Below are 25,662 nucleotides of genomic sequence, written 5' to 3' on the forward strand. Positions count from 1 at the left end.
GCAAAATCTCGCGCTTTTTCTGCGTGGAATGTGACCCTAATCTCATCATGACAAGCCTGTCGCGCACCTCGCCCCTCGTGTCTCCCCGGGAGGAAACCCATGACCGCTCCAGCGAACGCTCCCCTCAGCTCGCGCGGACGACTCGCCGCCACACTGCCCGTGGAGCAGCTGGCCGAGATCTCCGCCTTGTTCGAGTTCCGGCGCACCGGATATTCACTCGATGCCCCGTTCTACACGGACCCCACGATCTTCAAGCTGGACATGGAAGCCATCTTCGGGCAGCACTGGATCTTCGCCGCGAGCACGGCGGAACTGCCGGAGCCGGGGGACTATGTGACGGTTGATTACGGCCCCTACTCCCTGATCGTCCTGCGCAACGACGACGGCGGCGTGAACGTCCTGCACAACGTCTGCCGCCATCGCGGCGCCCGCGTGCTCACCAAGGCCGCGGGGCAGACCGGCAACCTGGTCTGCGGGTACCACTCGTGGACGTACTCGCCCGAGGGCAACCTGATCCATGCCTCCGCGCCCGGCGAGGCCAAGTTCGACAAGAACTGCTTCGCGCTCAAGAAGGCCCACGGCCTCGAGGTCGCCGGGCTCATCTTCGTGTGTCTCGCGGCCGAACCGCCCACCGACTTCTACGAGACCGCCAAAATCTTCGAGCCGTACCTGGCGCCTCACGAGCTGGCCAAGACGAAGATTGCCTACCAGCAGAACATCATCGAAGAGGGCAACTGGAAGCTCGTCATGGAGAACAACCGTGAGTGCTACCACTGCGACGGGCACCCCGAGCTCGCCTGCTCCCTGTTCCCCACCTGGGGTCTGACGGAGGGGCTCATCCCCACCCACCTCGAGGAGGTCTGGGAGCGCAACAAGGTGGCCCAGTCGGACCTCGAAGCGCGCTGCGACCGATACGGACTCCCGCACCAGGTGGTGGAGGAGCTCGACACCCGCATCGCCGGCATCCGCATCTCCCGTGAGGCCCTCGACGGCGACGGCGAGTCGTTCTCCGCCGACGGCCGCCGGCTGTCCAAGAAGCTCCTCGGCGACCTGCGCGATTTCCGCCTGGGCCGTTGCTCGATGCACCTCCAGCCCAACTGCTGGTTCCACTTCATGAGCGACCACGTCATCACGTTCGGCGTGTTCCCGATCAACGAGCACCAGACGCTCGTCCGCACCACCTGGCTGGTGGCCGATGACGCCGTGGAAGGCGTCGACTACGACCTGGACAAGCTCACCTACACCTGGAAGCAGACCAACATCCAGGACAAGGCGTTCGTGGAACTCTGCCAGCAGGGCGCCGCGAGCCCCGCCTACGAACCCGGCCCGTACATGAAGAGCGAGTACCAGGTGGAGGCGTTCATCAACTGGTACGTGCACCGCGTGCAGGAGCACCTGGCATGACCGAAGTCCTCACGCAGCAGGTGGTCCGGGAACCCCAGCGCATCCGCGGCCTGGAGATGCCCTGGAACCGGGTGATGGGCGGCGCCGAGACCCCCGCCCGGGCCGCCCGGGCGCTGGGACCGTGGCACCCGCAGGAGTTCATGGCCGAGTGCGTCGAGATCATCCCCGAGGCGGGCGGTCTGATGACCTTCGTCTTCCGCCGTGGCGACGGGGCGCCGCTCGCGTTCCGTGCGGGCCAGTACGTCAACATCGCCTTCCCGGTGAACGGGGACGACGAGGATCCAGTGGACCGCAGCTACTCGTTGTCCAGCTCACCCACCCAGCCGTGGACCTTCAGCTTTTCCGTGAAGAGGGATGCCGCCGGCGCGGTCTCGCCGTGGATCCACGAGAACGTCAGGCCCGGCACCGTGCTGGACATGCTCGGGCCGGTCGGCGCGTTCCATCTGCCGGATGCGGACCGCCGTGCCCGCTATCTCCTGCTGGCCGCGGGAGCGGGCATCACTCCCATCATGTCCATGGTCCGCACCATTCACTCGTTGCCCGGCCAGGCCGACGTCGTCGTGCTCTATCACGGCGCGGAAGCCGACGGCTTCGCCTTCCAGCGGGAACTGGACCACATCGCCTCCGTGGATTCGCGGATCCGTGTCCATTACTCGCTCGGCGACCGGGGCGTCCCGGAGGGATGGCAGGGCCTGCGCGGGCGGCTCAGCGCGGCGATGATCGACGAGGTCGCCCCCGACGCCAACGGCCGGCAGGTGTACGCCTGCGGACCGGAGGGATATCTGAACACCGCGACGGAGCTCCTGAGGAAGGTCGGGGTGGACGACACCTCGATCTACATGGAGTTCTTCACCGGGAACCGCCAGACGCTGCTGGAGTACCAGCAGGAGATCGCGCTGGCCTCGGACATCGCGGAGGAGATCGCCGAGGAGATCGCGGAATCCCCCGAGGAGTACTTCGAGAGCCAGCCGGCCGCGTTCGGGATCTACGAACCCGGCTACGACGAGGACGGCACGCTCGACGCCACGGGGCTGCCGCTGGAAGCCGCGGGCACGGCGGCACCCGACGCCGAGGCGGCGCCCGCACCGGGCGCCCCTGACCCGTCCGGCTTCACCACGGTGGGCGCCGGAAGCCTCACCCTGTCCTTCCTCCGCACCGGGGTCAATGTCCGGATCGACCCCAGCGAGCACATCCTCGAGGTGGCGCAGCGCGCCGGGGTGAGGATCGGCGCCAACTGCAAGGAAGGCATGTGCGGCTCCTGCAAGGTCGTCAAGCTCTCCGGCGACGTCGACATGAACCACCAGGGCGGGATCCGGGCGCGGGAGATCGCCGCCGGGAAGTTCCTGCCCTGCTGCTCGACGGCGAAGACCGACCTGGTCATCGACGCCTGACCTCTCCGTCACCCCCTGTCACCCTCAGCACGTCTCAAGATCCAGGAGTAGATCGTGACCGTTGTTCTTGAAAGCCGCACCGCCGGCGAGGCGACCGCCGAAAACCTCACCAACCCCGCCAAGACCAGCACGGCCCAGTATGTCCTCACCCTCGCCTGTCCGGAACGGCCCGGGATCGTCCGGGCCATCACCGCCTTCCTGGCGGACCGTGGCTTCGACATCATCGAGCACCAGCAATTCGACGACCAGGTCAGCGGCAAGCTGTTCCTGCGCACGGCCTTCACCTCCGGCGACGAGGATGTCACCGTCGAAGGCCTCAGCGCGGAGTTCGCCGCCGTGGCCAAGGAATTCGGCATGGATTTCACCATCCACGACGGCAAGCCGCAGCGCCTGCTGGTGATGGTGTCCAAGTTCGGCCACTGCCTCAACGACCTCATCTTCCGGTGGCGAGCCGGGAGCCTGGGGGCGGAGATCGCCGTCGTGGTGTCCAACCATGAGGACCTGCGGGCCATGGCGGAGGCCGCGGGTCTGCCGTTCATCCACGTGCCGATCACCGCCGACACCAAGCCCCAGGCCGAGGCGCGGCTGCTGGAACTCGTGGAGGAGTATCAGGCCGATCTGGTGGTGCTGGCCCGCTACATGCAGGTCCTCTCCGACGGTCTCACCCAGACCCTGCGCGGCCGGGCGATCAACATCCACCACTCGTTCCTCCCGGGCTTCAAGGGCGCCAAGCCGTACCACCAGGCCTACGACCGCGGGGTGAAGCTCATCGGGGCCACCGCGCACTACGTCACGGCGGATCTGGACGAAGGCCCGATCATCGAGCAGGAGGTGTTCCGGGTGGACCACAGCCTGGATGCGAACGCCCTCGCCACCGTCGGCCGGGACGCCGAGTCCCAGGCCCTGTCCCGGGCCGTGCAGTGGCACTGCCAGCACCGGGTCCTGCTGAACAACACCCGAACCGTCGTTTTCCGCTGACGCGAACCAGGAGAAACACAAGAAGATGAGCACATCACCACGAGTCGTCATCATCGGCGCCGGCATCGTCGGCACCAACCTCGCGGACGAACTCTCCAGTCGCGGCTGGACGAACGTCACGGTCGTCGAGCAGGGGCCCCTCGAGCTGGCGGGCGGATCGACCTCCCATGCGCCGGGCCTGGTGTTCCAGAACAACGGTTCCCGGACCATGACCCAGTTCGCCACCTACACGGTGGAGAAGCTCCTGGGTCTGAGCAAGGACGGCCAGTCCTGCTTCAACCAGGTGGGCGGCCTCGAGCTGGCCACGACGCCGGAGCGGCTGAAGGACCTCCACCGCAAGATGGGGCTCATGACCTCCTGGGGCGTCGAGAGCCGCATCATCGACGCCGACGAGTGCGAGAAGCACTACCCCCTGCTGACCACGGGCGCTCTGAGCGACGGCCACGAGATCCTCGGCGGCCTGCTCATCCCGAGTGACGGTCTCGCGCTCGCGGCCCGTGCCGTGCAGCTGCTCATCGAACGCGCGAGCGAGCGCGGCGTCGAGTTCCGCGGCTCCACCACCGTGACCGGCATCGCCCGCGACGGCGGCAAGGTCACCGGCGTCGAGACGGACGCAGGCCTGATCCCCGCCGACATCGTGGTGTCCTGCGCCGGGTTCTGGGGCCGCGAGCTGGGCAAGATGGTCGGGCTTGAAGTGCCGCTGCTGCCGCTCGGGCACCAGTACGCCGTCACGACGCCGCTGCCCGAACTGGAAGGGGTCAACGAGCTGCCCAAGGGCGCGAGCAAGCCGATCCTGCGCTACCAGGACAAAGACCTCTACTACCGCGAATGGGGCGACCGCATCGGCATCGGCAGCTACGCCCACCGCCCGATGCCCGTCGACATGACCCGGCTGCCGCAGGTCTCCGCCGAGGAGATGTCCGATCACAAGATGCCGTCGCGCCTGGACTTCACGCTGGAGGACTTCCTCCCGGCCTGGGAGGACAGCCAGGACCTGCTCCCGGCACTGCGGAACGCGGAGATCGAGGACGGTTTCAACGGGATCTTCTCCTTCACCCCCGACGGAGGCCCGCTCATCGGCGAGCACCCGGACCTGAGCGGCTTCTTCGTCGCCGAGGCGGTCTGGGTGACCCACTCCGCCGGCGTCGCGAAGGCCGTGGCTGAACTCCTCATCGAGGGCCGTTCCCGCACGGATCTGCACGGCACGGAGCTCACCCGCTTCGAAAAGGTGCAGACCTCCGACGACTACGTCTCGGAGACCTCGCAGCAGAACTTCGTCGAGATCTACGACATCCTGCACCCGCTCCAGCCCAAGGAATCCCCGCGGGACCTGCGCGTGAGCCCGTTCCACGTCCGCCAGAAGGAACTGGGTGCCTTCTTCCTGGAGGCCTCCGCCTGGGAACGCCCGCACTGGTTCGAGGCGAACCGCGGGCTCCTCGAAGAGCTCCCCGACGAGTGGCAGGCACCGGAGCGCGAGTCCTGGTCCGGCATGTTCCATTCGCCCATCTCCGCCGCCGAAGCGTGGAAGACGCGCACCGCCGTCGCGCTGTATGACATGACGCCGCTCAAGCGCCTCGAGGTGGTCGGCCCGGGCGCCGAGGCGCTGCTGCACCGCCTGAGCACCGGCAACATCACCAAGAAGCCGGGCGCGGTCACGTACTGTCTGCTCCTGGAGCACGACGGCGGCATCCGCAGCGATGTGACCGTGGCCCGGCTCGAGGACGAGCGCTTTCAGCTCGGCGTCAACAGCAACGTGGACTTCGACTACCTGCGGGCGGAGGCCCGCCGGCAGTCCGCCGCGGACCCGTCGCAGTGGGCCCACGTCAGCGACATCACCGGGAGCACCTGCTGCATCGGCTTGTGGGGTCCTCTGGCCCGCGAGGTGATCGGCAAGGTCAGCGATGACGATCTGAGCAACGACGGCCTGAAGTACTTCCGCGCCAAGGAGATCTCCGTGGGCGGCATCCCGGTCACCGCGATGCGCCTGTCCTACGTCGGCGAACTCGGCTGGGAGCTCTACACGAGCGCCGAGTACGGGCTGAAGCTCTGGGACCTGCTGTTCGAAGCGGGCCAGGAGTTCGGCATCATCGCCGCCGGACGTGGCGCCTTCAACAGCCTCCGTCTGGAGAAGGGATACCGTCTCTGGGGCACGGACATGAACACCGAGCACCACCCGTACCAGGCGGGTCTCGGCTTCTCCGTGGCCAAGGACAAGGTGGGCTTCACCGGCGCCGAGGCGCTCGCCGAGCGCAAGGAGCAGCCGGCGGAGAAGACGCTGCGCTGCCTCACGATCGACGACGGTCGCTCGGTGGTGCTGGGCAAGGAGCCCGTGTACGTCGACGGCGAAGCCTCCGGGTACGTCACGAGTGCCGCGTACGGCTTCTCGATCCACCGCCCGATCGCCTACGCCTGGCTGCCCACCGCCGTCGGCATCGGCGACCGGGTGGAGATCGAGTACTTCGGTGAGCGGATCCCCGCCACCGTGACGGCGGAGCCGCTCTACGACCCTTCGATGGAGCGCATCCGCGGCTGATCCGAGTCACCCCCTACAGCTCCGCCCCGGTCACGCACTCCGTGGCCGGGGCGGAGCTGTGTCGTGTCTGGACTGTGCTTCCGCGGGAGATGGACCGCCGGGGGAGAAGGGTGGACCGTGCGGGAGGAGCTGGTCGCCGAGTGGCCGGGCCGTCCCCGCGGGAACCCCCTGGCCTGTGGTCTTTCGCCGGTGCTCCAGCTGCGGGGGAAAGAACCTCAGCCCGGGGAAGACGGTGGACGGCGCCGTCCACGGGTGCCCCCCCCGGCGGGGTGCCTCTTCCGACGGATACTGGCCCCGGGTGTGCACCGTCCGTGGGAAACACTGATCCTCAGCCGGGAGAGGGCACGGAAGAGCCCGGCCGGTCGATGACCAGCCGGGCTCGTCCTGGAACCTGCGCCGAGGTGACGGCGCTAGTTTCCCTGCGGCTCGTAAGGACAGCGGGCGGTTCCGGCGCCGCTGAGGGCCGGCGCTCGCCGATGGTGGCGGTGATGCACGGGGCACGGCTGAAGGGCCAGGTCGCCGGCTTCCGCGGCGCCGGTCCCGTCGGCGGCATCCGCCGGGACCTCCGGAGCCTCTGCCGCCGCGGCGTGCTCGGCGAGGACACCCGTCTGATGCCGGAGCTTCAGCCGGTAGAGCAGCGTGCCGATGACGATCACCCCGACCACGAACATCACCCCGCCCCACTGGAAGTACCACTCGAACGGCGGGACGGAGTTGTAGATCTCCTGGCGTGGCCACACGAGGTTGAGCGTCATCGCCCCGCCCCACAGCACCGCCAGGATGTTCACGGGAAGGCCCCATTTTCCGAGGCTGAAACCGACCTCGGTGCCGTCGTCCTTCAGCGGCCATCGCTTCTGGAAGCGACGACGGAGCATCGGCGCGGTGACCAGCAGATACGACAGGTAGATCAGCACGATGCTGATGCTGGACAGGATGGTGAAGATGGCCGGCTGGGTGATGTTCACCAGCAGCGGGATGATCGCCAGCACGCCGATCACGATGGCGGCCACCGTGGGCGTCTTGCGGACCGGATCCACCTTGCTCAGCTGGCGGCTGAACGGGAGGTTGTTGTCGCGGGCCATGGCGAACATCATGCGGATGGCGGCGGCGTGCACCGCGAGCGTGCACACGACGACGGCGACCACGATGCAGACCAGGAACGCCTTCCCGAAGGGGCCGCCCAGCACGGACAGCACGATGTGCTGCAGCCCGCCGTCGGGGGAGCCCAGCTTCGGGTCGTTCAGATCCGGCGCCGCGAGGATGCCGCCGAACAGCAGCAGGCCGCCGAGCAGGAAGGACGCCGTGACGGCGCGGATGATCGCCTTGGGCGCGGTCTTCTTGGGATCCTTCGTCTCCTCGCCCAGGGACGAGGCGGTGTCGAAGCCGTACATGACATAGCCCGAGGCCATCGCCGCGATGAGGAACACCCCGAAGAAGCCCATCGGCTTGCCTTCGCCGAAACCGCGGGTGTCCAGCAGGACCTCGGGGCCGTTGTTCACGTGCCAGAAGAGGGCGGCGACCAGGAGCACGGCGGCGATGAGCTCGACGAAGACGCCGATGCTGTTGATCTTGGTCATGAGTTTCACGCCGAACGCGTTGATCAGCGTGGAGACGACGATCATGCCGGTGGCCAGGACCACGCCGTTGATCGCGAAGTCGTAGGGGCCGGAACCGTCGCCGATGAACTGGAAGCCGCTCCACAGCTGCGGCAGGGTGATCTGCAGGGCCAGGGCGACGGACCCGAGCGCCATGATCGAGGAGATCAGGAGCAGCCAGCCGGCCAGCCAGGAGGGGGTGCCGCTGCTGAGCCTCTTGGCCCAGTTGTACACCGAACCGGCCACCGGATACCGGCCGGCGAGTTCCGCGAAGCAGAGTGCGACCATGAGCTGGCCGACGAAGACGATGGGCCAGGACCAGGCGTACGCCGGTCCGGCGGTGGAGAAACCGAAATAGAAAAGCTGGAAGACGCCGGTCAGGATGGAGATGTAACTGACTCCTGCGGCGAAACTGGCGAATTTCCCGATGCTGCGGTCGAGAGTCTGGGCGTAGCCGAACTCATCCATCCCGCTGCTGTCGGCGGTCTTGCCGGGACCGGTGGCGGTGCGTGTTTCTGACATCTGTGCTCCTCGTTCAGGTGACCCGTCGGTTCCGCCGCCCCGGAGACGGGGCGGCGGAACCGATCAGGCGCGCGTCGTTGCACGCCCGGCCGGATCGTGGAATACCGGATGCTGCTGTTCTGCCGGTGGGCGCTGCTCAGTCGGAGGAGCCGAACCAACCGCTGGGTGCGGGCTGGATGTTCTGCCAGATGTGCTTGGCCTCGCGGTACTCGTTGAGCCCGGCGCGTCCGAGTTCCCGGCCGATGCCCGACTTGCCGAACCCGCCCCACTCGGCCTGGGGGACGTAGGGGTGGTAGTCGTTGATCCAGATGGTCCCGTGCCGCAGAGCGCCGGCGACCCGCTGCGCCTTCGACGCGTCCGAGGTCCACACCGCGCCCGCCAGGCCGTACTCGGTGTCGTTGGCGATCGCCACCGCCTCGGCCTCGGTGCGGAAGGTCTCAACGGTCAGCACGGGGCCGAAGGACTCCTCCTGCAGCACGCTCATACCCGAGCGGCAGTTGCCGAGCACGGTGGGCGGGTAGAAGTAGCCGTCGGCGAGCGGACCGTCGTCGGGGATGAAGCCGCCGCAGAGCAGCTCGGCCCCTTCGGCGATGCCCGCCTGGACGTAGGCGTGGACCTGGTCGCGGTGCTTCGCGGAGATGAGCGGACCGGTCTCGGCATCGGCGTCGAACGGGCCGCCCATCCGGATCTTCTGAGCGCGCTCCACGATCCCGGCGACGAAGCGGTCCGCGATGCTCTCCTCGACCACGAGCCGGGCGCCGGCCGAGCAGACCTGACCGGAGTGCAGGAACACCGCGGTCAGGGCGTTGTCCAGTGCCGCGTCCCAGTCGGCGTCGGCGAACACGACGTTCGGGTTCTTCCCGCCGAGTTCGAAGGCGATGCGCTTCACGGTCTCGGCCGCGGACGCCATGATGGTCTGGCCGGTGGCCAGGCTTCCCGTCATGGAGACGAGGTCCACCCGCGGATCGGAGCTCAGCACCGGTCCGACCTTGGAGCCGCTTCCCGTGACCAGGTTCGCGACGCCGGCCGGGACGCCGGCTTCAGCCAGCGTCTCCATGAGCAGGATGGACGTCGAGGGGGTCAGCTCGCTGGGCTTGAGCACGAACGAGTTGCCTGCCACGAGCGCCGGGGCGACCTTCCAGGCGGCCTGCAGCAGCGGGTAGTTCCACGGCGCGATGAGGGCGCAGACGCCGAGCGGTTCGTAGACCACGCGGCTGATGGCGTTCGGCAGTCCGGTGTCGATCACGCGGCCGGCGTCGAGGCCCGCGATCTTGCCGTAGTACCGGAAACAGGAGGCGATGTCGTCGATGTCGTACTCGGCCTCGACCAGGCGCTTGCCCGTGTCCAGGGCTTCGGCCCGCGCATACGCGGCCTTGTCGCGTTCGAGCAGGCTCGCGATCTTCAGGAGGACCTCGCCGCGTTCGATGTCGGTCTTGTGGCGCCACGGGCCCTCGTCGAAGGCGTTGCGCGCGCTGGCGATCGCCCGCTCGGCGTCCTCGACGGTGGCTGACACGACGACGGCGACCTCCTGCCCGTCCGCCGGACAGCGCACGGTGGTGGTCCCGCCGTCGGCGGCCTGCTGCCAGGACCCGTCGATGTACAGGCCCCGGATGGTCTTCGTCTCGGTGGGTGTCACGGTCATCTTCTCAACCCTTCACTGGCTGGCCGTTGGCGGACTGGTCCCGTTCGAGTGGGGAGACGCCGTGGCGATAGAACTCGGTGTGCTGCGCGGCGAGCGGCTCCTTGCCCAGGATGAGGTCCGCGGCTCGCTCGGCCAGCATCATCACCGGGGCGTAGATGTTCCCGTTGGTCACGTACGGCATGGCGGAGGCGTCCACGACGCGCAGGCCCTTGGTGCCGTGCACGCGCATGGTGAGCGGATCCACGACGGCCATCGGATCCGAGGCCGGACCCATCTTGGCGGTGCACGACGGGTGGAGGGCCGTCTCGGCGTCCTTGGCCACCCAGTCGAGGATCTCCTGATCGGTCTGGACCGAGGGGCCGGGGGAGATCTCGCCGCCGTTGTAGGGGGACATGGCGGACTGGCCGAGGATGTCGCGGGAGATGCGGACGGCTTCCACCCATTCGCGGCGGTCCTGATCGGTCGACAGGTAGTTGAAGATCATGGACGGGTGCACGGTCGGGTCCGAGGAGCGGATCTTCAGACTGCCCCGGGCGTCGGAGTACATGGGGCCGATGTGGACCTGGTAGCCGTGCTTGGCCTCGGCCTTCTGGCCGTCGTAGCGCACCGCCACCGGCAGGAAGTGGAACATGAGGTTGGGGTAGGCCACGTCCTCGTTGGACCGGACGAAACCGCCGCCCTCGAAGTGGTTGGTGGCCGCGGGACCCTTCCGGCCGAGGAGCCACTGCAGACCGATGAACGGCATGCGCCAGACGTCGAGCGCGGGCTGCATGGAGACGGGCTGGGTGCAGGCGTGCTGGATGTAGACCTCGAGGTGATCCTGCAGGTTCTCGCCGACGCCGGGGAGGTTGATCACGGACTTGATGCCGAAGTTCCGGAGGTGCTGCGCGTCGCCCACGCCGGAGAGCTGCAGCAGCTGCGGGGTGTTGATGGCGCCACCGGACAGGATCACCTCGCCGGCGTTGACGGTGTGCGTCTTGCCGTTGTGGCGGTAGGTGACGCCCGTGGCGGTGTCGCCCGTGAAGTTGACCTTGGTGACGAACGCACGGGTCTGCACGGTCAGGTTCGGGCGGCCGCGGTTCGGACGGAGGTAGGCGCGGGAGGCGGAGAGGCGCTGGCCCTTGTGGACGTTGCGGTCGAAGGGGGCGAAACCCTCCTGGCGGTAGCCGTTGACGTCGTCGGTGAGAGGGAATCCGGCCTGCTGGGCGGCCTGGAAGAACGCGCCGAAGAGGGGGTTGGTGGCCGGGCCGCGTTCCAGGACGAGGGGTCCGTCGTGGCCGCGGAACTCGTCGTCCGGGTCCGCTGCGAGGGTGGTCTCCATGCGGCGGAAGTAAGGCAGACAGTGGGCGTAGTCCCAGGTCTCCATCCCGGCGTCGGCGCCCCAGCGCTCATAGTCCAGGGGGTTGCCGCGCTGGAAGATCATGCCGTTGATGGAGCTGGAACCGCCGAGGACCTTGCCGCGGGCATGGGCCACGCGACGGCCGCCCATGTGGGGTTCGGGGTCCGATTCGTAGCGCCAGTCGTAGAACGGGTTGCCGCTGGGGAAGGTCAGGGCCGCGGGCATCTGGATGAACAGGTCCCAGGGGTAATCACTGCGGCCCGCTTCCAGGACCAGCACGCTGCGGGTGCCGCCCTCGCTCAGGCGGTTGGCCAGCACGGAGCCGGCGCTTCCTCCGCCCACGATCACGTAGTCGTAGCTGCTGTTGCTCATGAAGTCTCCTTGCACCTCGAGCGGAAGCACGGCGTCTGCTCCGCGCGACCCACGCCGGTGTGACGCGGGTCATATTTTCGAGGTTAGCGGAGCTTGAACAAACGTTCAAGACCCAGTTTGGACATTTGTTCAAAGGGGTGCGGGCCGGTGCCTGTCGGGCCTGTTCAGGCGCGGATGAGGGCGCTGCGGGCAGGGAGAAAAAGCCTCGTCACATTGGCGTGGAGAGGGGGAGGAACGCCGCTCAGTCGGCGAAAGCGATCTCTTCCGTGCGGAGGATGCTCCGCTCGATGGAGGACGGATCGATGCCCAGCAGCGACGTGAGCCACATGCCGTTCTGCACCACGACGACGTCGGCCGCCCGGTCTTTGCACTGCGCCGGCGTGAGCGTGGGCTTCGCCTTGGAGATCAGCTCGGCCAGCCCGTCGAGATACCGGTCGAACGCTTCGGCGTTGATGGCGGCGAACTCCTCGTCGGCCTGGGCGAGGGCCCAGAGGTGGAGACGCAGGGAGAGGTACTGGGTGGTCAGGATCTCCGGCGCCGCGACGCGCCGCAGCGCCGTGCGGAGCTGTTCGTCGGGGGACGCCTCGGGATCCGGGGCGACCAGCCGCAGATCGCTTTCACTGATCCGGCCGAGCACCGCGCGGATGAGACTGGGCTTGTCCGCGTAGTAGTAGTTCACGAGTCCGAGCGCGACGCCGGCCTCCCGCGCCACCGCTCGCATATTGACCCCCGAGATGCCATGGCGCGAGAGCAGCTCCAGCACCGCATCCAGAATGCGGGACTGGCGGTCCACCTGCTGCCGGGAATTCACTGTGCTGGGTTCCACTCGGACAGACTATGGCGAAACTCCCCGGAGGCGCATCCACCGGCTTTCCGCGGGTCTCCGCACGACGCCGGGCGCGACGCCGGGCACGCGGAGAGAGCCCTCCCGGATCTCGCCGGGAGGGCTCGGGACAGGCGCGCACGGGCACACCCGCGGGGGAGTGGGCCCGTGCGCGCAGGCGCCTCGTGTCAGTTCCGCACGTAGCCGTTCGGATCCAGCACGTACTTGGTGGCGGCCCCGGCGTCGAACTCGGCATAACCGCGCGGGGCGTCCTCCAGGGGGATCGCCTGGGCGTTGACCGCCTTGGCGATCTGCACCTTGTCGTGAAGGATCGCCATCATGAGCTGGCGGTTGTACTTCATGACCGGGCACTGACCCGTGGTGAAGGAGAGCGACTTCGCCCAGCCGGTGCCGAGCGACAGCGAGAGGGACCCCCGCTGGGCGGCCTCGTCGATGCCGCCCGGGTCGCCCGTGACGTAGAGTCCGGGGATGCCCAGCGCGCCGCCGGCGGCCGTCAGGTCCATGAGCGAGTTGAGCACGGTCGCCGGCGCTTCGTGGGAGGCGTCCTTGCCGTGCCCCCGGGCCTCGAAGCCCACGGCGTCGATGCCGCAGTCCACTTCCGGGACCCCGAGCAGCTGTTCGATCTGGTCGCGGGGATCACCCGCCCCGACGTTCACGGTCTCGCACCCGAAAGAGCGGGCCTGCGCCAGGCGGTCCTCATTCATGTCGCCGACGATCACGACGGCGGCGCCCAGCAGCTGCGCCCCGGCGGCTGCCGCGAGACCCACCGGTCCGGCGCCGGCGATGTAGACGGTGGACCCCACGCCCACGCCTGCCGTCACGGCGCCGTGGAATCCGGTGGGGAAGATGTCGGAGAGCATGGTCAAATCCATGATCTTCTCCAGGGCCTGGTCCCGGTCCGGGAACTTCAGCAGGTTCCAGTCGGCGTAGGGGACCAGGACGTACTCGGCCTGGCCCCCGACCCAGCCGCCCATGTCCACGTAGCCGTAGGCGCTGCCGGGGCGGTCGGGGTTCACGTTCAGACAGATGCCCGTCTTGCGCTCCTTGCAGTTGCGGCAGCGGCCGCAGGAGATGTTGAACGGGACCGAGACGATGTCGCCGACCTTGAGGAACTCGACGTCGGGCCCCACCTCGATCACCTCGCCCGTGATCTCATGACCCAGGACGAGGTCCTGGGGAGCCGTGGTGCGTCCGCGGACCATGTGCTGGTCCGAGCCGCAGATGTTCGTGGTGACGGTCCGCAGGATCGCACCGTGCGGGACCTTGCGGCCCACGTTGAGCGGGTTGACCCCCGGCCCGTCCTTCAATTCGAACGTCGGGTACTCGGTGTCGATGACCTCCACGACTCCGGGCGCTTTGTAGGCTACTGCTCTGTTTCCTGACATGCGCTGCTCTCCATTCTGTTGATGTGGCGAACCCGGGGCGGAGCCGCGGACGGCTCCACCCCGGGGACGTTTACTTGAGCCAGGCCGCCACCTTGTCCGGGTTGGCGTCGATCCACTTCTTGGCCGCGGCCTCCGGGCTCATGCCGTCCTTCGCGATGTAGCCGGCGACGGCGTTCTGGTCCGCGTTGGTCCACGTGAAGTTCTTCACCAGCTTGTAGGCCGGGCTCCCGGAGGAGGCGAACTTGCTCGAAGCGATCTTGTTCAGCTCGTACTTCGGGTAGTCACAGGCCACCTTCGCGGCGTCGGCGTCGCAGCCTGCCGTGTAGGCGGGCAGGTTGACCTTCACCAGCGGCACCTCGTTGAGGAACCACTGGGGCTCGTAGAAGTAGCCGAGGAGCGGGGTGTGCTTCTGCTCCGCCTGACGGAAGGCCTGGATCAGGGCGGGCTCGCTGCCCGCGTAGACCACCTTGAAGTTCAGGTTCAGATTCTTGACCAGGGCCTCGTCATTCGTGACATAGGAGGGGTCGCCGTCGAGCAGCTGTCCCTTGCCGCCGGACTCCGAGGTCTTGAAGAGATCGGCGTACTTGTTGAGGTTCTTGTAGTCCGTGATGTCCGGGTACTGCTTGGCCATCCATGGCGGCACGTACCAGCCGATCACGCCGGTGTTGCCGGTGGGTCCGGCGTCCACCGCGGTCTTCTGCTGCTTGATGTACTTGTCCGTCAGCTCGGGGTGGCCCCAGTTCTCCAGGACGACGTCGACCTCACCGCTGCCGAAGCCCTGCCACGCGACTTCCTCTTTCAGGGTCTTGTAGTTGACGGTGCAGCCGAGCTTCTCCTTGGCGACGGTGCCGACCACATAAGCGTCGGCCTCATAGCCCACCCAGGGGTTCACGGCGACGTTGAAGGCGCCGCACGCCGCGGCCGCTCCGGACGAGGAACCCGCCGAGGAGATGTCCCCGCCGCAGGCCGTGAGTCCGAGCAGGCCCGTCATGAAGACCGCGGCGAGGGCCGTGTTCCTCAAGCGTGCTGCGCCCCCACGCTGGTGATTCGTTTTCTTCATGGCATTTTCCTTTGTCAGACCCGGCCCAGACGGGCCGCGGTGTATTTGGTGATGCGGTCGAGCATGACGCCCAGTGCGGTGATCGAGATGCCGGCGGCCAGACCCTTGCCGAAGAGCTGGGACTGCGAGAAGCCGGCCACCACGAGGTACCCGAGCCCACCGCCGCCCACGAGGCCGCCGACCACGACCATGGACAGCACGTAGAGGAGGCCCTGATTAGCGGCGAGCACGACGGCGGAGCGGGACATGGGCAGCTGGACCTTGGAGATCATCTGCCAGGACGTGGTGCCCATGGACTCGGACGCCTCCACCGTGACGGGGGAGACTCCCCGGATCCCGTCGGCCACGAGCTTGGTGGCGATGGGGACCCCGTAGCAGAACGCCGCGATGATGGCGGTGAAGCGGGTGGGTCCGAACAGGGCCAGCGCCGGGACCAGGTAAACGAAGGACGGGATGGTCTGGAGGGCGTCCAGCACCGGCCGGATGACCGAGTCCACCACTTTGCTCCGCCCCATCCAGACGCCCAGTGCCATCGCCGCGATGATGACCAGCAGGGTCGCCACGAGGGTGGTGGCCAGGGTCTTCATGCTCTCGTTCCAGAGCCCGGTGCCGAGGATGACCGCCTCGCAGACCAGCGTCACCGCGGCGGCCCGCAGACCGCCGAGGGCCAGGGCGACTCCCAGCAGGACGATGACCATGACCCACCACGGGGACTGGGCCAGGAGGGACTGCAACGGGTCCACAAGGAGCGCCGTCACGGTGTCCTTGAGCCAGCCGGTGAAGCCGGCGAACGTGGACACGATCCACTGCGTGGCGGCGGAGATGGCGTTGGCGAGCGGGGTCCCGAGGTCCGGGGAGGACGGGAACTTGGCGAGGGCCAGGTAGTTGTGCGAGAGGTAGACGGCGATCGCCGCCACGACGGCCCCCGCGGTCACGAGGGTGCGGCGCTTGCGCGGTCCCGGCATCAGACCCGAGCGGGAGCGCTTCTGGAAGCGGGCGGCCACGGCGGAGCGTTCGGAGGCCGCCGTCGTCGTGCGGTCGAGCATGACGGCCATGAGGACGATCGCGAGGCCGGAGACGAAAGCGCCGCCGACATCGAGGGACTGCAGCGACTGCAGGACCGGCTGGCCGAGGCCGGGGCCGTTGATCAGGGCGGCGATGGTCGCCATCGAGAGGGCGGCCATGGTGCACTGGTTGATGCCGACCACGATCGTCCGCCGGGCCATGGGCAGCTGCACCTTGACGAGGGTCTGCCAGGCGGTGCCGCCCATCGAGGTCACGGCCTCGAGGGTGGTCGGGGAGACGTTCCGGATGCCGTGTTCGGTGATGCGCACCAGGGGCGGCAGGGAGTAGATGATGGTCGTGACGATCGCCGCGGCCGGGCCGATGCCGAACACCAGGGCCAGCGGCGCGAGGTAGGCGAAGGACGGCAGCGTCTGCATCAGGTCCAGCACGGGGGTGAAGATGGCGGACACCCGCGGGCTCCTGGCCATCCAGATCCCGAGGGGCAGGCCCACGATCGCGCAGAGGATCACCGCCACGAAGGTGACGATCAGGGTGTCGATGCTCTGCTGCCAGTAGCCGAAGAAGCCGAAGAGCAGGACGCAGACCGTGACCAGGATCGTGGAGCGGAGTCCCGCGAACGTGAAGGTGAGCCAGGCGAGGAGCGCCACGACGCCCAGCCAGCCCACCTCGGGGACCGGCCGCGTGGCGCTTCCCTGACTGAACAGGCTCTGCAGGCCCGTGACGAGGCCGTTGACGCCGTTCGTGATGGGCTGCACCACGTACTGGAAGAACGCCGAGGTGTCCCGGGCCGAGTCGAAGGCGTCCCGGACGCTGTTGAGCCACAGGTGGATGTCGGTCTTGTCCGCGCCGCCGATCTCCAGGGTCTGAGTGCCCTTCAGCACGGCCCAGAGGATGAGCCACAGGACGACGACGGCGACCAGCACCGTCCTCCGCCAGTGCCGCCGGAAGATGCTGAGCGGCGGAGCCTGGTCGACGCCGGCAGTGGGCTCTCCGGCCGCCGTGGCCGGGCGTTCAGGGGCGGTCGTGGACGTGCTCACGGGGCTTCCTCGGCCACGACCACGCGCAGGATGTCGTCGTCATCCACGACGCCGAGGAAGTCCTCGCCGTCGAAGACGCGGACGGGCAGCGAGGAATGCAGGACCTGACCGGCGGCCGAGCGGACCACCTGGTCGGCCTGCATGATGGGCCCGTCCAGCGCTTCGCCGGGGCGCGGCTGCCGGACCACGTAGCGCAGGGTCAGGACGTGCGAACGGGGCACTTCGGAGACGAAGTCGCGCACGTAGTCGTCGGCCGGGTTGGCCACCACCTCGGCGGGGGTGCCCACCTGGACGATCTCGCCGTCGCGCATGATGAGGATCCGGTCCCCGATCTTCAGCGCCTCCTGGAGGTCGTGGGTGATGAAGACCATGGTCTTGCCCACCTCCTCGTGGAGGCGGACGACCTCGTTCTGCATGTCGCGGCGGATCAGGGGGTCCAGCGCGGAGAACGGTTCGTCGAAGAAGAGGACCTCCGGGTCGACCGCGAGGGCGCGGGCGAGACCGACGCGCTGCTGCATGCCGCCGGAGAGCTGATCGGGGAAGGACTGCTCATAGCCGGACAATCCGACGAGCTCGACCATCTCCTGGGCCCGTGCCTGGCGGACCGCCTTGGACTCACCGCGGACCTCCAGCCCGTAGGCGACGTTGTCGATGACCTTCCGGTGGGGCAGGAGGCCGAACTGCTGGAACACCATCGACATGTGTTTGCGGCGCAGCGTCCGGAGCTTCGTCGTGCTCGCCTGGGTGACGTCCTCGCCGTTGATCGTGACACGGCCGGCCGTCGGTTCGATGAGCCGGGTCAGGAGGCGGACGAGGGTCGATTTGCCGGAACCCGAGAGTCCCATGATGACGAACACCTCGCCGCGGGCGACCTCGAAGGAGATGTCCTTCACGGCGGCGAGACATCCGGTCTGGCTGAGGAGTTCTTGCCGGCTGAGATCGGCCTGCGCAGTGCCCATGATCTTGTCCGCCTTGGGGCCGAAGATCTTCCACAGTCCTTCCACACGGAGAGCGGTGTCTTCAGGGGCTGGGGCGGATCTTCCGGCAGAGGATGGTTCCGCGGTGGCCACAGTGTTCACGTCGTTCTCCTTAGCGGTTGCGGCCTCGGATTCAGGTCATCGGAGGCAACTGGAAGCAACATGCACAACTGTGACGCAACTCATATATCAGCGTCAAGGGTTCGCGGTGTAAACACTGTGTTGCGTCAAGAAGTCCGGTGAGATGACTGTCCGCGCCGGTCGGAATGGCGCGGAATCCCGGGGGCAGAGACGTGGGAGAGGGGCGTGGAGCGCGTCGCGGAGCCGCTCAGAGGACCTTGCGGATCTCCGTCTCGAAGTCGGTGACGTGCGCCAGGGCGAGCTCGGCCGCACGGTCGGCGTCGCCGTCGACGATCGCCTGCAATAGGGCCGCATGTTCGACGATGTGCCCCGACAGCCCGGGGAGGCGCTCGATCACCAGGCACCAGATGCGGGTGGAGAGGTTGTCGTAGCGGATCAGGACATCCTCCAGGTGGGGGTTGCCCGCGGCCCGGTAGATGAGGCGGTGCACCGACATGTCCAGGCGCATGAGCTCGCTTTGCGCGTCCGCGGATTCGTCGACGGCGAGGAGCCGTTCGATGACGTGCTTCATCTCCTGCCGCACGGCGGGGGTGGCGTTCTCGGCGGCGCGCCGCGCGGCGACGGGCTCCAGGACCGAGCGGATGTCCCAGATGGCGGCGAGCTCCGTGATGTCCACGCTCGTGGCGAACGTGCCGCGCCGGGGATAGGAGACCAGGAGGTGGTCGGTTTCCAAGCGTTTGATCGCCTCGCGCACGGGCGTGCGGCCCATGCCGAGCTCGGCCGCCAGGAGGCCGTCGTTCAGGGGCTCGCCGGGACGGATGTCGAGCATGACCAGGCGGTCCTTGATCGTCTCGTACGCCTGGTCTGCGAGGGACCGTCCTGCGACTCCCGGATCCGCTGTCACGTCAGCCCTTCCTTTCCTGATGGATCGTCGTTGACATCTTCTCAGACCAACGCGATACTCGTCTTAGCATTCTGATATATCAATTAGATACTAGCCAGCCGGATACCAGCCCTGTGAGGAGACCAGATGACCGAGGTTCTGACGCGTTCGCTCGCCGACACCGATCCCGACGTCAAGGCGGCCATCGACCGGGAACTCCTGCGCCAGCAGGGGACCCTGGAGATGATCGCCTCCGAGAACTTCGCGCCGCTCGCGGTCATGGAGGCTCAGGGATCGGTCCTCACGAACAAATACGCCGAGGGGTACCCCGGGAAGCGTTATTACGGTGGCTGCGAGCACGTCGACGTCATCGAACAGCTGGCGATCGACCGTGTCAAGGCCCTCTTCGGCGCGGAGGCCGCCAACGTCCAGCCCCACTCCGGCGCCCAGGCCAACGCCGCCGCGATGTTCGCGCTCCTGGAACCGGGTGACACCATCCTCGGCCTCTCCCTGGCCCACGGCGGCCACCTCACGCACGGCATGAAGATCAATTTCTCCGGCAAGCTGTACCAGGTGGTGCCGTACGAGGTGAACCGGGACACCCTGCTCATCGACATGGCCGAGGTCGAGCGCCTTGCGCTGGAGCACCGCCCCAAGCTCATCGTCGCCGGGTGGTCCGCCTACTCCCGCCGGCTGGACTTCGCCGAGTTCCGCCGCATCGCGGATCTCGTGGGTGCGTACCTCATGGTGGACATGGCCCATTTCGCCGGGCTGGTGGCCGCGGGCCTGCACCCGAATCCGGTGCCGTACGCCGACGTCGTGACCACCACGACGCACAAGACCCTCGGCGGCCCGCGCGGCGGCGTCATCCTCAGCAAGGAGGCTCTGGCGAAGAAGATCAACTCCGCCGTCTTCCCCGGACAGCAGGGCGGCCCGCTCGAGCATGTGGTGGCGGCGAAGGCCGTGGCCTTCAAGCTTGCCGCGGAGCCCGCCTTCCGCGACCGCCAGCAGCGCACTCTGGAAGGGGCGCAGATCATCGCCCGCCGCCTGCTGGCCGAGGACGTCGCGCAGGCCGGTGTCTCCGTGGTCAACGGGGGCACCGACGTCCACCTCGTCCTGGTGGACCTCCGGAATTCCGAGCTGGACGGCCAGCAGGGCGAGGACCGCCTGCACCGGATCGGCATCACCGTCAACCGCAATGCCGTGCCGTTCGACCCGCGACCGCCGATGGTCTCCTCCGGTCTGCGCATCGGCACGCCGGCGCTCTCCGCCCGCGGCTTCGGCGCCGCCGAGTTCACCGAGGTGGCGGACATCATCGCCGCCGCCCTGAAGCCGGACTTCAGCGACGAGCTCGCCGAGGAACTCAGCGCCCGCGTCCGCGTCCTGGCCGACAAGCACCCCCTCTACCCGAACCTGAACGCCGAGAACGGAGCGCTCTGATGGCGGATCTGCTGCCCGAACACCCGGATTTCCTCTGGCGGAACCCGGACCCCAAGCCCTCCTATGACGCGATCATCGTCGGCGGCGGTGGGCACGGTCTGGCCACCGCCTACTACCTCGCCAAGCACCACGGCATGACGAACATCGCCATCCTGGAACGCGGCTGGCTCGCCGGCGGCAACATGGCCCGCAACACCACGATCATCCGCTCCAATTACCTCTGGGATGAGTCGGCGGCCATCTACGAGCACTCCCTGCGCCTCTGGGAGGCCCTGCCGGAGGAACTGGAGTACGACTTCCTGTTCAGCCAGCGCGGCGTCATGAACCTGGCCCACACCCTCCAGGACGTGCGGGAGTCCGTGCGGCGCGTGGGCGCCAACAAGCTCAACGGGGTCGACGCCGAATGGCTGGAACCGGAGCAGGTCAAGGAACTCTGCCCCATCCTCAACATCGGCCAGGACATCCGCTACCCCGTCCTGGGCGCCACGTACCAGCCGCGCGCCGGCATCGCCAAGCACGACCACGTGGCCTGGGCCTTCGCCCGCAAGGCCGACGAGCTGGGCGTGGACATCATCCAGAACTGCGAGGTCACCGGGTTCCTGAAGGACGGCAACCGCGTGGTGGGCGTCCAGACCAGCCGGGGCACCATCCACGCCGGCAAGGTGGCCCTGTGCGCCGCCGGGCACTCCTCGGTGCTGGCGAAGATGGCCGGCTTCGACCTGCCGATCCAGTCCCACCCGCTGCAGGCCCTCGTCTCCGAGCTGCACGAGATCGTCCACCCGACCGTCGTGATGTCGAACCACGTCCACGTGTACGTCTCCCAGGCCCACAAGGGCGAGCTCGTGATGGGCGCCGGCATCGACTCCTACAACGGCTACGGCCAGCGCGGCGGCTTCCACGTCATCGAGGAGCAGATGGCCGCCGCCGTGGAACTGTTCCCGGTGTTCGCCCGGGCTCATCTGCTCCGCACCTGGGGCGGCATCGTGGATGTCACCCTGGACGCCTCGCCGATCGTCGGCAAGTCGCCCGTGGAGAACCTGTACGTGAACTGCGGCTGGGGGACCGGCGGCTTCAAGGGCACCCCGGGAGCCGGCTGGACCATGGCCCACACGATCGCCACGGACGAGCCCCATGCGCTGAACGCCCCGTTCGCCCTGGAGCGCTTCGAGACCGGCGCCCTCATCGACGAGCACGGCGCGGCCGCCGTCGCCCACTGACCCCACGAAAGGAGCCGAGCCATGCTGCTCATCACCTGCCCGAACTGCGGGCCGCGCGACGAGACCGAGTTCCATTACGGGGGACAGGCACACGTCCCGTATCCCGAGGACCCCAGCGCCCTGAGCGACGCCGAATGGTCGCGGTACCTGTTCTACCGCGAGAACCCCAAGGGCCTGTTCGCCGAGCGCTGGGTTCACAGCGCCGGCTGCCGCAAGTGGTTCAACGCCCTCCGCGACACCGTGACGTACGAGTTCAAGACCATCTACACGGGGGAGAAACCCCTCACCGCCGGCGCGAAAGGAGACTCCCAGTGAGCCCCGCAGAGTCCGCCCAGCCGTTCCGCCTTCCCGCGGACCGGGCACCGCACGCCCGTATCGCCCGTGAGGACACGCTCCGCTTCACGGTCGACGGCACGGAGTACACCGGTCACGCCGGTGACACGGTCGCCTCCGCGCTGATCGCCCATGGGGTGGTCGAGGCGGCGCCGTCCCTGTACCTGGGCCGTCCCCGCGGCATCCTGGCCGCCGGGGTCGAGGAGCCGAACGCCCTGCTGAAGGTCAAGGACCGGGGCGCCGGCGGTGTGGACGAGTCCATGCTCCCGGCCACGATCGTCGAGCTGACGGACGGCCTGGACGCCGAGTACCTCTCCGGCCTCGGCAAGCTGGACCCCCGCAAGGATGAGGCCTACTACGACAAGAAGCACGTCCACACGGATGTCCTGGTGATCGGCGCCGGCCCGGCGGGCCTGTCCGCCGCCCGCCAGGCCGCCGCCACCGGCGCCCGCGTCATCCTGATCGACGACCAGCCCGAGCTGGGCGGGTCGCTGCTCTCGGCTCCCGAGGAGACCGTCGACGGCGTGCCCGCACCCGAGTGGATCGCCGCGGCCGCCGCGGAACTCGCCGCCGCCGAGGAGGTCACGGTGCTGACCCGCACCAACGCCTTCGGCTCCTACGACTCCAACTACGTCATCGCTCTGGAGTCCCGGACCGACCACCTCGGCTCGGAGCGCGCCCGGGAACTGAATGCCCAGGGCGTGTCCAGGCAGCGGCTGTGGCACATCCGCGCCGGCCAGGTCGTGCTCGCGACCGGCGCCCATGAGCGGCCTCTCGTCTTCGCGGACAACGACCGCCCGGGCATCATGCTCGCCTCCGCTGTGCGCACGTACCTCAACCGGTACGGTGTGGCACCTGGCAGCCGGGCCGTGGTCTTCACCACGAACGACTCCGCCTACGAGACGGTCCGTGACCTGGCGTCCGCCGGGGTCCCCGTGGCGGCGGTCGTCGACGCCCGCGCGGAGAAGTCCGACGCCGCCCTGACCGCCGAGGCGGCGGGCGTGCGGGTGATCAGCGGGGCCGCCGTCTGCGGCACCGAGGCGGACGGGGAGACCGGCCGCGTGAGCGCCGTCGTCGTCCGCCCGCTCGATGCCGACGGCTCGCTCAGCGGCGAGGCCGAGCGGATCGAGGCCGATCTCCTGGCCGTCTCCGGCGGCTGGAGCCCGGTGGTCCACCTCTTCAGCCAGCGGCAGGGCAAGCTGCGCTGGGATGAGGAACTGGCCGGGTTCGTCCCGGCGAGCACGGTCAAGGCGCAGCAGATCGTGGGCGCGGCCCGCGGCTCCTACGCTCTGGCCGACTGCGCCTCCGAGGGCGCCCACGCCGGCGCCGTGGCCGCCTTCAACGCCGGGTTCGTGACCGAGGCCGGAGCCCACGCGTCCGCCCTGTCCAGCCACGCGCCGTCCGCCGCCGCGTCGACCCGTCAGCTCTGGCTGGTGCCGGGCGCGGAGGGCGGCCCGGGGGAGTGGAAGACTCACTTCGTGGACCAGCAGCGGGACCAGAGCGTGGCCGACGTCCTCCGGGCGACCGGGGCCGGCATGCGGTCCGTGGAGCACATCAAGCGCTACACCTCGATCTCCACCGCCAATGACCAGGGCAAGACCTCCGGCGTCAACGCCATCGGCGTCATCGCCGCCGCTCTGAAGGACGCTCAGGGCGGAGTGCCGGAGAACCTCGGATCCATCGGCACCACCACCTTCCGGGCTCCGTACGCGCCCGTGGCCTTCGCGGCCATGGCGGGGCGGAAGCGCGGCGATCTGTTCGATCCGGAACGTATCACCTCGATCCACCCCTGGCACGTGGCCCACGGGGCCGAGTTCGAGTTCGTCGGCCAGTGGCTGCGCCCCTGGTACTTCCCGCAGCCCGGGGAGTCGATGGACGAGGCCGTGCTCCGCGAGTGCCGGGCCGTCCGTGAATCGGTCGGCTTCATGGACGCCACCACGCTCGGCAAGATCGAGATCTGGGGCGCCGACGCCGGCGAGTTCCTGAACCGCATCTATACCAACGCGTTCAAGAAGCTCGCGCCGGGCATGGGCCGCTACGGCGTCATGTGCGGCCCGGACGGCATGATGTTCGACGACGGCGTGACCCTCCGCCTCGACGAGGACCGCTTCTTCATGACCACCACCACCGGCGGGGCCGCGAAGGTCCTCGACTGGCTGGAGGAGTGGCACCAGACGGAGTGGCCGGGCCTGGACGTCAACTTCACCTCCGTCACCGAGCAGGTCACCACGGTGGCCGTCGTGGGGCCCAAGTCCCGCGAGGTCATCGCCAAGGTCGCGCCCGGGCTCGACGTGGACAACGACGCCTTCCCCTTCATGGCCTGGCGCGAGACCACGCTGGCCTCCGGGATCCCCGCCCGCGTCTGCCGGATCTCCTTCTCCGGAGAGCTGGCCTTCGAGATCAACGTGGCCACCTGGTACGGTCTGCAGGTCTGGGAGTACGTGGCGGAGGCCGGGGCCGAGTTCGGGATCACCCCGTACGGCACCGAGACGATGCACGTGCTCCGCGCCGAGAAGGGTTACCCGATCGTCGGCCAGGACACGGACGGCACGGTGACCCCGCAGGACGCCGGCATGGAGTGGATCGTCTCCAAGGCGAAGGACTTCGTGGGCAAGCGCTCCTACGCCCGGCTCGACACCGCGCGGACGGACCGCAAGCACATGGTCTCGCTGCTTCCGGTGGACCACTCGTTCCGGCTGCCGGAGGGCACGCAGGTGGTGGAGCAGGGCATCTCGCTCAACCCGGCGTACGGCCCGGTGCCCATGCTGGGACACGTGACCTCCAGTTACCACTCGGCCGCGCTGGGACGCTCCTTCGCGCTGGCTCTGATCAAGAATGGCCGGAACCGCATCGGCGAGAAGCTCACCGCCGTCGCCGGGGACCGGATCGTGGAAGTCCTGGTCGGTGACACCGTCCTTTACGACCCTGAAGGGAAGCGCCGTGATGGCTGAGATGATTTCCGAGGCAACCCTGGCCGACGCCGCGAGCCTGCGGCGCAGCCCGGCCGCGCAGCTCGCGGAGGCCTTCGCGGCCGCCGGAGTGGCCGGCGAGCGCGGCGTGGCCCTCCGGGAGATCCCGTTCCTGACCCAGCTGGGCCTCCGTGCCGTGCCGGGATCGGCTGCCGCGGCGTCCGTGGAGGCGGCGCTGGGCTTCCCGCTCCCGTCCGGTCATGGGAGCACGACGGCGGGCGGCGGCTACACCGTCCTCTGGATCGGCCCCGACGAGTTCCTCGCGGTCGGTGACGAGAGCACGGCCGGCCTGGACCGCGGTCCGGCGGAGGCGGGACGGCTCGCCGCGACCCTCGGCGAGCCCGGCTCCCGGGTGCCGGGCGCCGTCGTCGACCTCTCGGCGAACCGCACCACCTTCGAACTGAGCGGTCCGAGCGCCCGCCTGGTCCTGGAGAAGGGCGTCTCCTTCGATCTGCACCCGCGGTCCTTCCGCGCAGGCCAGGCGATCGTGACCGTGCTGGACCATGTTCCGGTCCTGGTGTGGAAGACGGGCGAGGAGACGTTCAGGGTGCTGCCCCGGGCGTCGTTCGCCGATCATGTGGGCCGCTGGCTCGTGGATGCTATGCGCGAGTTCTCCGCGCCGGAGGTGCACTGA

Annotated in this window: 18 protein-coding genes; 9 read left to right on the forward strand and 9 right to left on the reverse strand. The window is 68.5% G+C overall.

Features of this window, described 5'->3' with window-relative positions; translation table 11 throughout:
- Positions 1-99: 99 nt before the first annotated feature.
- The 4 genes from BLV63_RS08585 to BLV63_RS08600 are packed head-to-tail and all read left to right on the forward strand — an operon-like array spanning position 100 to position 6,306.
- Positions 100-1,404 (forward strand): aromatic ring-hydroxylating oxygenase subunit alpha, encoded by a 1,305-nt coding sequence (locus tag BLV63_RS08585; protein ID WP_066210645.1) that lies wholly within the window; start codon positions 100-102, stop codon positions 1,402-1,404.
- Entirely contained in the window at positions 1,401-2,795 is a 1,395-nt protein-coding gene (locus BLV63_RS08590; RefSeq protein ID WP_066210644.1) for a ferredoxin reductase, read from the forward strand. Before BLV63_RS08585 ends, BLV63_RS08590 begins: the two co-directional genes overlap by 4 nt.
- Before the next feature lie 54 nt (positions 2,796-2,849).
- Complete coding sequence (purU, locus tag BLV63_RS08595) at positions 2,850-3,773, forward strand: formyltetrahydrofolate deformylase (protein WP_074784167.1); 924 nt, start codon at positions 2,850-2,852, stop codon at positions 3,771-3,773.
- 25 nt (positions 3,774-3,798) lie between these two features.
- Positions 3,799-6,306 (forward strand): GcvT family protein, encoded by a 2,508-nt coding sequence (locus BLV63_RS08600; RefSeq protein ID WP_066210641.1) that lies wholly within the window; start codon positions 3,799-3,801, stop codon positions 6,304-6,306.
- A 410-nt stretch (positions 6,307-6,716) separates the two neighbouring features.
- Here the strand turns inward: BLV63_RS08600 and BLV63_RS08605 are convergent, their stop codons facing one another.
- The 9 genes from BLV63_RS08605 to BLV63_RS08645 all read right to left on the reverse strand — a co-directional run bounded on the left by BLV63_RS08605 (position 6,717) and on the right by BLV63_RS08645 (position 19,090).
- Positions 6,717-8,423, reverse strand: coding sequence for an APC family permease (locus BLV63_RS08605; RefSeq protein ID WP_082723987.1), 1,707 nt, complete (start codon positions 8,421-8,423; stop codon positions 6,717-6,719).
- Between the two features lie 136 nt (positions 8,424-8,559).
- Complete coding sequence (locus BLV63_RS08610; RefSeq protein ID WP_066210639.1) at positions 8,560-10,065, reverse strand: aldehyde dehydrogenase family protein; 1,506 nt, start codon at positions 10,063-10,065, stop codon at positions 8,560-8,562.
- 4 nt (positions 10,066-10,069) lie between these two features.
- Positions 10,070-11,776 (reverse strand): choline dehydrogenase, encoded by a 1,707-nt coding sequence (gene betA / locus BLV63_RS08615; protein WP_066210636.1) that lies wholly within the window; start codon positions 11,774-11,776, stop codon positions 10,070-10,072.
- A 241-nt stretch (positions 11,777-12,017) separates the two neighbouring features.
- The gene (locus BLV63_RS08620; RefSeq protein WP_066210634.1) at positions 12,018-12,602 is read right to left on the reverse strand and encodes a TetR/AcrR family transcriptional regulator; all 585 of its coding nucleotides are present in this window, start codon (positions 12,600-12,602) and stop codon (positions 12,018-12,020) included.
- A 185-nt stretch (positions 12,603-12,787) separates the two neighbouring features.
- The gene (gene fdhA, locus BLV63_RS08625) at positions 12,788-14,005 is read right to left on the reverse strand and encodes a formaldehyde dehydrogenase, glutathione-independent (RefSeq protein ID WP_066210632.1); all 1,218 of its coding nucleotides are present in this window, start codon (positions 14,003-14,005) and stop codon (positions 12,788-12,790) included.
- Between the two features lie 70 nt (positions 14,006-14,075).
- Positions 14,076-15,065, reverse strand: coding sequence for an ABC transporter substrate-binding protein (locus tag BLV63_RS08630; RefSeq protein WP_066210630.1), 990 nt, complete (start codon positions 15,063-15,065; stop codon positions 14,076-14,078).
- A gap of 14 nt (positions 15,066-15,079) precedes the next feature.
- A complete protein-coding gene (locus BLV63_RS08635; RefSeq protein ID WP_066210628.1) occupies positions 15,080-17,128 on the reverse strand; it encodes an ABC transporter permease in 2,049 nt (682 codons plus the stop codon).
- The gene (locus BLV63_RS19040; RefSeq protein ID WP_279590586.1) at positions 17,125-18,207 is read right to left on the reverse strand and encodes a quaternary amine ABC transporter ATP-binding protein; all 1,083 of its coding nucleotides are present in this window, start codon (positions 18,205-18,207) and stop codon (positions 17,125-17,127) included. Before BLV63_RS19040 ends, BLV63_RS08635 begins: the two co-directional genes overlap by 4 nt.
- Before the next feature lie 226 nt (positions 18,208-18,433).
- The gene (locus tag BLV63_RS08645; protein WP_066210626.1) at positions 18,434-19,090 is read right to left on the reverse strand and encodes a GntR family transcriptional regulator; all 657 of its coding nucleotides are present in this window, start codon (positions 19,088-19,090) and stop codon (positions 18,434-18,436) included.
- A gap of 126 nt (positions 19,091-19,216) precedes the next feature.
- Here BLV63_RS08645 and glyA point away from each other — a divergent pair, with 126 nt between their 5' ends.
- From glyA to BLV63_RS08670, 5 genes are read left to right on the forward strand one after another with little or no spacing between them, the layout of a single operon-like run.
- A complete protein-coding gene (gene glyA, locus BLV63_RS08650) occupies positions 19,217-20,509 on the forward strand; it encodes a serine hydroxymethyltransferase (protein ID WP_066210622.1) in 1,293 nt (430 codons plus the stop codon).
- Positions 20,509-21,726 carry a sarcosine oxidase subunit beta family protein gene (locus tag BLV63_RS08655; protein WP_066210620.1) on the forward strand — a complete coding sequence of 406 codons (1,218 nt, stop codon included), beginning with the start codon at positions 20,509-20,511 and terminating at the stop codon, positions 21,724-21,726. Before glyA ends, BLV63_RS08655 begins: the two co-directional genes overlap by 1 nt.
- Before the next feature lie 21 nt (positions 21,727-21,747).
- Positions 21,748-22,041 carry a sarcosine oxidase subunit delta gene (locus tag BLV63_RS18925; RefSeq protein ID WP_066210618.1) on the forward strand — a complete coding sequence of 98 codons (294 nt, stop codon included), beginning with the start codon at positions 21,748-21,750 and terminating at the stop codon, positions 22,039-22,041.
- Complete coding sequence (locus BLV63_RS08665) at positions 22,038-25,010, forward strand: sarcosine oxidase subunit alpha family protein (protein ID WP_066210616.1); 2,973 nt, start codon at positions 22,038-22,040, stop codon at positions 25,008-25,010. Before BLV63_RS18925 ends, BLV63_RS08665 begins: the two co-directional genes overlap by 4 nt.
- Positions 25,003-25,662, forward strand: coding sequence for a sarcosine oxidase subunit gamma (locus BLV63_RS08670; protein ID WP_066210614.1), 660 nt, complete (start codon positions 25,003-25,005; stop codon positions 25,660-25,662). Before BLV63_RS08665 ends, BLV63_RS08670 begins: the two co-directional genes overlap by 8 nt.

Origin of the sequence: Arthrobacter woluwensis, from assembly GCF_900105345.1 — a bacterium.
Lineage (GTDB): Bacteria > Actinomycetota > Actinomycetes > Actinomycetales > Micrococcaceae > Arthrobacter_E > Arthrobacter_E woluwensis.

What these genes read in the sequence shown, in the direction of transcription:
- glyA (WP_066210622.1), top strand. Translation starts at nt 19,217, where the DNA reads ATGACCGAGGTTCTGACGCGTTCGCTCGCCGACACCGATCCCGACGTC.
- BLV63_RS08655 (WP_066210620.1), top strand. Translation starts at nt 20,509, where the DNA reads ATGGCGGATCTGCTGCCCGAACACCCGGATTTCCTCTGGCGGAACCCG.
- BLV63_RS18925 (WP_066210618.1), top strand. Translation starts at nt 21,748, where the DNA reads ATGCTGCTCATCACCTGCCCGAACTGCGGGCCGCGCGACGAGACCGAG.
- BLV63_RS08670 (WP_066210614.1), top strand. Translation starts at nt 25,003, where the DNA reads ATGGCTGAGATGATTTCCGAGGCAACCCTGGCCGACGCCGCGAGCCTG.
- BLV63_RS08605 (WP_082723987.1), bottom strand. Translation starts at nt 8,423, where the DNA reads ATGTCAGAAACACGCACCGCCACCGGTCCCGGCAAGACCGCCGACAGC.
- betA (WP_066210636.1), bottom strand. Translation starts at nt 11,776, where the DNA reads ATGAGCAACAGCAGCTACGACTACGTGATCGTGGGCGGAGGAAGCGCC.
- BLV63_RS08585 (WP_066210645.1), top strand. Translation starts at nt 100, where the DNA reads ATGACCGCTCCAGCGAACGCTCCCCTCAGCTCGCGCGGACGACTCGCC.
- BLV63_RS08610 (WP_066210639.1), bottom strand. Translation starts at nt 10,065, where the DNA reads ATGACCGTGACACCCACCGAGACGAAGACCATCCGGGGCCTGTACATC.
- BLV63_RS08630 (WP_066210630.1), bottom strand. Translation starts at nt 15,065, where the DNA reads ATGAAGAAAACGAATCACCAGCGTGGGGGCGCAGCACGCTTGAGGAAC.
- fdhA (WP_066210632.1), bottom strand. Translation starts at nt 14,005, where the DNA reads ATGTCAGGAAACAGAGCAGTAGCCTACAAAGCGCCCGGAGTCGTGGAG.
- BLV63_RS08600 (WP_066210641.1), top strand. Translation starts at nt 3,799, where the DNA reads ATGAGCACATCACCACGAGTCGTCATCATCGGCGCCGGCATCGTCGGC.
- BLV63_RS08590 (WP_066210644.1), top strand. Translation starts at nt 1,401, where the DNA reads ATGACCGAAGTCCTCACGCAGCAGGTGGTCCGGGAACCCCAGCGCATC.